General features: G+C 54.1%; 3 protein-coding genes. All 3 read left to right on the top strand.

Annotation, left to right across the window (positions count from 1 at the left end):
• Positions 1-146: 146 nt before the first annotated feature.
• Positions 147-1,358 (top strand): Mu transposase C-terminal domain-containing protein, encoded by a 1,212-nt coding sequence (locus HU729_RS24930; protein ID WP_238348444.1) that lies wholly within the window; start codon positions 147-149, stop codon positions 1,356-1,358.
• Positions 1,355-2,290 carry a TniB family NTP-binding protein gene (locus tag HU729_RS24925; protein WP_186711866.1) on the top strand — a complete coding sequence of 312 codons (936 nt, stop codon included), beginning with the start codon at positions 1,355-1,357 and terminating at the stop codon, positions 2,288-2,290. The genes HU729_RS24930 and HU729_RS24925 overlap by 4 nt, the downstream gene beginning before the upstream one ends.
• A 464-nt stretch (positions 2,291-2,754) precedes the next feature.
• Positions 2,755-4,245, top strand: coding sequence for a helix-turn-helix domain-containing protein (locus tag HU729_RS24920; RefSeq protein ID WP_238348443.1), 1,491 nt, complete (start codon positions 2,755-2,757; stop codon positions 4,243-4,245).
• The last annotated feature ends 397 nt before the right edge of the window (positions 4,246-4,642 follow it).

Raw genomic sequence — 4,642 nt, 5'->3', positions numbered from 1 at the left:
AACCGTGTCCGGGATGAGTTGACCACTACAGAATTCCATCTGCGATGACTGTCCGTAGGTATATCGCAGCTCTGGATCCGTACTTAGTTGATGAAGCTAGGCTAGGGAAACACGCCGCTAAGCAAAAACATCGCACGGCCATAGGTATGCTGCGCGTTCATGAGATCTTGGAGCGGTGGGAGATTGATCACACTCAACTAGACGTACAGCTGGTGGATGAAACCACGGGACTCTGTATCGGACGCCCCTACCTGACGATTGTCATGGATCGATTCTCCCGGATGGTGATGGGCTATCTGCTTCACCTCTCGGCGCCGAACACAGAGACCGTTCTTCGGGTCATTGAGCGCGCTATTCGTCCCAAAGCCGAGCTGCTCACGCGCTTTCCTAAGGTGCGGAATGAATGGTGGGCCCGAGGCTTACCGACACGGATCGTTCCGGACAACGCAGCTGAATTTCACGCTGGTGATCTCATCATGGGGTTCAACGAACTGGGTATTGAGATTATGTATCCCGCTTCCAGGGCTCCTCAGAAGAAAGGTGCGGTAGAACGTTTTTTCAGTACCCAGAACCTGGGGCTGATTCATAACCTACCTGGAACCACCTTCTCGAATATTCAACAACGTGGTGACTACGACTCCGAGAAGAATGCTTGCTTCACTCTGCCCCAACTGGAAGCGGTGCTGGTGAAATGGATCGTGGATGGTTATCACCAAACGCCGCACCGGGGACTAGCGATGCGGACTCCTGCCCAGGTCTGGGCGACCAGCGAGGCGAATCACGTCATCTCTCTCCCCGTCGACCTAGATTCGTTGGAATGCATCTTGGCCAAGCGCAGCTCGGTGAAGGTTCACCATTACGGAGTCGAGGTTGGAAAGTTGTTCTATCACTCCACGGAGCTCGCGGAACTGCGCATGCGTCTGGCAGAGGGTGAGAAGGTTAACGTTCGTTATCGCGACGAGGCCGGACACGTTTGGGTGCACGATCGCTTCAGAAACTTGTTCTTTCAAGTACCAGCGAAAGACGAGCGCATGGTTGGCAAGAGCCGGGAGCTGTGGAGGGCTGCAGAAAATGCGCTGCGTGAAAAAAACGGTGAGCAACCCAGCTTCGAAGCAACTCACCGGTGCTATCAGGAAATCATGGAAGATGTCGAAGAGGCTCGCCTTTCGCAGAAGCTCAGGCAGAGACGCGAAGCTGCACGAGCCAAAATTGATAAAGAAGGCCGCAAGAGCGAGATCGCGCCTCCTCCTAAAGTACTCGGCGAAATGGAATGGACCGACGATTCCATTGATCACATACCACCCGCTGCTGCTTTCAAAGTTTCGGTCCGTTCGCCTGCAGGGAGTAACAAACCATGAATGTCTCTGAGTCGCCAAAGCTCACCTTCTCGCTACGACACAGGTTTATCCACAGCTCCCAGGCGGTACGAGCGTTGACCCGTCTCAGTGAGGTGCACGCCGATAGTCGGCGCGCCGGGACGAGTAACGGTTTACTGATCCAGGGCCCTAGTGGCGTAGGGAAAAGCACTCTGATCATGGAATACATTCGGTCATTAGAGGATGTCGGCAGCATTGATTCAGAAAAGCGGACTGTTTTGTTTGTAGAGATACCTTCGTCGCCCACCAAGAAGAGTCTCGCGGCAGCGATGCTTACAGCGCTTAAGGATCCATTCGCAACAGCGCGGGGACATTCTGGCGAGGTGAAATTTGCCCGTGTGGTCCTGCTCTTGAAGAATCTCGGTGTGGAGGTGGTAGCGCTCGATGAGGTACAGCACCTGGTCGACTATCACCGACACGGCGCTTATGAGACAGCAGACTGGATCAAGAGCTTGATGAACGATACGAGCATCACGTTCGTTTTGCTTGGTCTGAAGCGTACTGAGCGTTTACTTAAAGCGAACGAGCAACTGCGCCGCAGGTTTTCGGCCACGGTGGATTATGACCGCTTCACCTTGACCGGCAAATCCTCAGTCCAGTTCGTGATGCTTCTTGGGGCGATTCAGGGCGAACTGCCTGTTCCTACGGTGAGTTTCACTGAGCCAACAATGATCAAACGCTTTCACCTAGCCTCCTATGGCTTGATTGATTACCTCATCAAGATCGTGGATCGAGCCGTCTGGCTGGCCGTAAGTCGTGGCTTAGCAGGAATTGAGCTACCCGTACTCGCAGAGGCGTTCGAGGATGAGGTATGGAGCAGAGCCACAGAGGAACGTAACCCCTTCAGTGGGAGTTTCAATTTCCAGCCACTGATTGGGATGGACGAGCCGTTCGCGAAAGTTGAAGAGGACTAGTGCTCATGATGAGGGCTGGGTGTAGCCCGGCCCTACTCCTCTGATCTTTATGTCTTCGATTTCATGGATGTGTAGGAATGTTTGGTCTTCTAATTAACCCTCGACCTCATCACGACGAAAGCCTCTCAGGCTATTTGCAACGGCTCGCCCTGGCTAACGGGCTCACCAGTAACGACGCGCTCAGGGCTTTCAAGCAGGCGGATGACTGTGACGTTAAGGAGTGGATCCGCCATTGTGGTACACCGCGGAGTTGGCATGAGGCGGCAGTGGAGCTTCGCTCACCCATAACCAGGCCTTTTAAGATTTGGTCGGTGCGCAGTGTCAGGTTCTGCGCGCAGTGCCTGGCTGAGGGAGGCTACTGGAAGGAAACTTGGGAAATCACTTTGGTCACCTCGTGTACTTCCCACCGAACGGAACTCTTAAACTGCTGCCCACATTGCAGTTTGAAAACCTGTCATAACTCGATGCTCGATAACAGATGCAAAGCATGCGGGTTTTCGCTTGCTAGCCCCGGCGCTGAGGAATACACACGGTTAGCTAGCGAACCGTGCCAGTGGCTGTCCTCGGCGCTGGAGAATGCGTTCTACTCACCGCCCTTGCCGAATGCTGGCGGACTTTCAGGACTACCCTTCAACGATCTGCATGAGCTTGCGGCGCGTTTAGCTGTTCGGCGCACGCGAGCTCAAACCTTGATGCAACTGAAGGTTCCAGAAATTTCCTCGGTAGGCGTCTCAAGGACGTTGGCAGATGCAGCAGCCAGGATTCTCATGGACTGGCCCAGCGCATTCAGGCAGTTGCTCGGCGACCTCAAGCATGCTCACTCCAGTTCCGGAGAGTGGAAGGTGACAAGCGCTTTTGGTCCCATCTATCGAGATATCCATCATAGTTTGAGTTCCCCTTGCTTCAGCTTCGTCCGCGACGAATTTGAGTCTTATCTACTGGAAGAATGGGCGGCACCGTTGTCGAATCGAAATCGGTACCTCAGCCACCAGACGGTCGAAAACCATCTATGGGTACCCCTTCAAACCGGGGCTAAAGCGATGGGGCTATCGAGAGCCGCACTGGTTACTCTTTGCCAGCGCGGGCTCGTTGATCACCGAGAGGAAAAGAGAGGTTCGCGGTTACTGAGGGTGGTCCACCTTGGGCAGCTTCAAGAGGTGTCTTATCACAGACATGCAGCGGTCACGTTGAGCGGGGCTTCTAAGATCCTCGGTCTCAGCATGACGCGCGTCCGCCAACTCCTTTCGGGCGGCCTTCTCGAATTCTTTGGCGAGCAGCAGGTGGGTCGCAGCCCATGGTTGGTGTCTAGAGATTCGCTTGATCAGTTGATGCCGGGTGATGTCGACCTGGTAGCTGAATCGGGGATGCTAACGATCAATTTCACTGCCAAACATTATCTGCCCGCAGGCGGAGGTCTCGTCGAATTGCTCCAGGCAATCAAATCCGGCGCCCTACAGGCTTATCGTAGCAATAAAGATGAGTCAGCGGCCTTGGGTCAGTTGTTAGTGAGGTCAACTGATCTCGCACTGTGGATGCAGGAGCGTTTCCGAGAAAGCGATTTTGAATTCTCCGGATTATCGGTTTCCCAAGCAGCAGCGATACTGGGGGTCAAGGAGGAGGTCGCCTACGCGTGTGTCCGCTTGGGGCTGCTTAAAAGTAATCCTGCGAAAATTGGCCGTTGCACTCAGCACCGAGTTACTCCGAAGGCGATTGAAACGTTCAGGCAGAGGTACATCCTTGGCCCCGAGATTGCTGCTTACTTGGGGATGTCCCCGAGAGACTCACTCAGGCATCTATGGGACATCCGGTTCAGGCCCGTTGCCGGCCCGACAATGGTGAATGCTTCCTGCCGACAATACGTATGGTCGCGAAGCAAGAAATTGGCCGACTACCTTGTGTGGAGGACCGCTCACGGTAGTGACGCAGATGCTGCACAGGCGTCCGTCCAGGCCTAATAGCTCGGGCTCTGGAAAGGATGTCGATGGATCTATGTGGATAATCCTCAAGTCCTAGTCTGGGACTTGAGCATATTTTCGCAGGGTGGTGGTGGCACGGCCTCGAGAGCTATTTAATGGGTGTCCACTTCTGAAATGGACCTCCAAATGCACAAAGCCTTCGTCACAATTTCAAAGAGTACCCTCGCACGTATTCTCAGCGGTGTCGTGCTTCTGTGGATAAACCAAGCGCTACCGAATGCTGCTGATCATGCCGTGCCCTCTGCGGTTGCGCCTGCCGCTGAGATAAGCACAGACCTGGAGCTCTCTGTGAAGCTCTCCATAAAAATGCATTGACGCTCGATCAATCAGCCGCTGAATTCGATGCGCAAAAAAAAGCCCGGTAAGCTGACGCTTA

Source organism: Pseudomonas sp. RW10S2 (genome assembly GCF_014268985.1).
In the GTDB taxonomy this organism is placed as follows: Bacteria; Pseudomonadota; Gammaproteobacteria; order Pseudomonadales; family Pseudomonadaceae; genus Aquipseudomonas; species Aquipseudomonas wayambapalatensis.
Note: the sequence above shows the minus strand (reverse complement) of the source record. Positions and strands in the feature narration are given on the sequence as shown.

Bases quoted from the DNA above. Each gene is read 5' to 3' on its own strand.
- HU729_RS24930 (WP_238348444.1), top strand. From the start codon at position 147: ATGCTGCGCGTTCATGAGATCTTGGAGCGGTGGGAGATTGATCACACT.
- HU729_RS24925 (WP_186711866.1), top strand. From the start codon at position 1,355: ATGAATGTCTCTGAGTCGCCAAAGCTCACCTTCTCGCTACGACACAGG.
- HU729_RS24920 (WP_238348443.1), top strand. From the start codon at position 2,755: ATGCTCGATAACAGATGCAAAGCATGCGGGTTTTCGCTTGCTAGCCCC.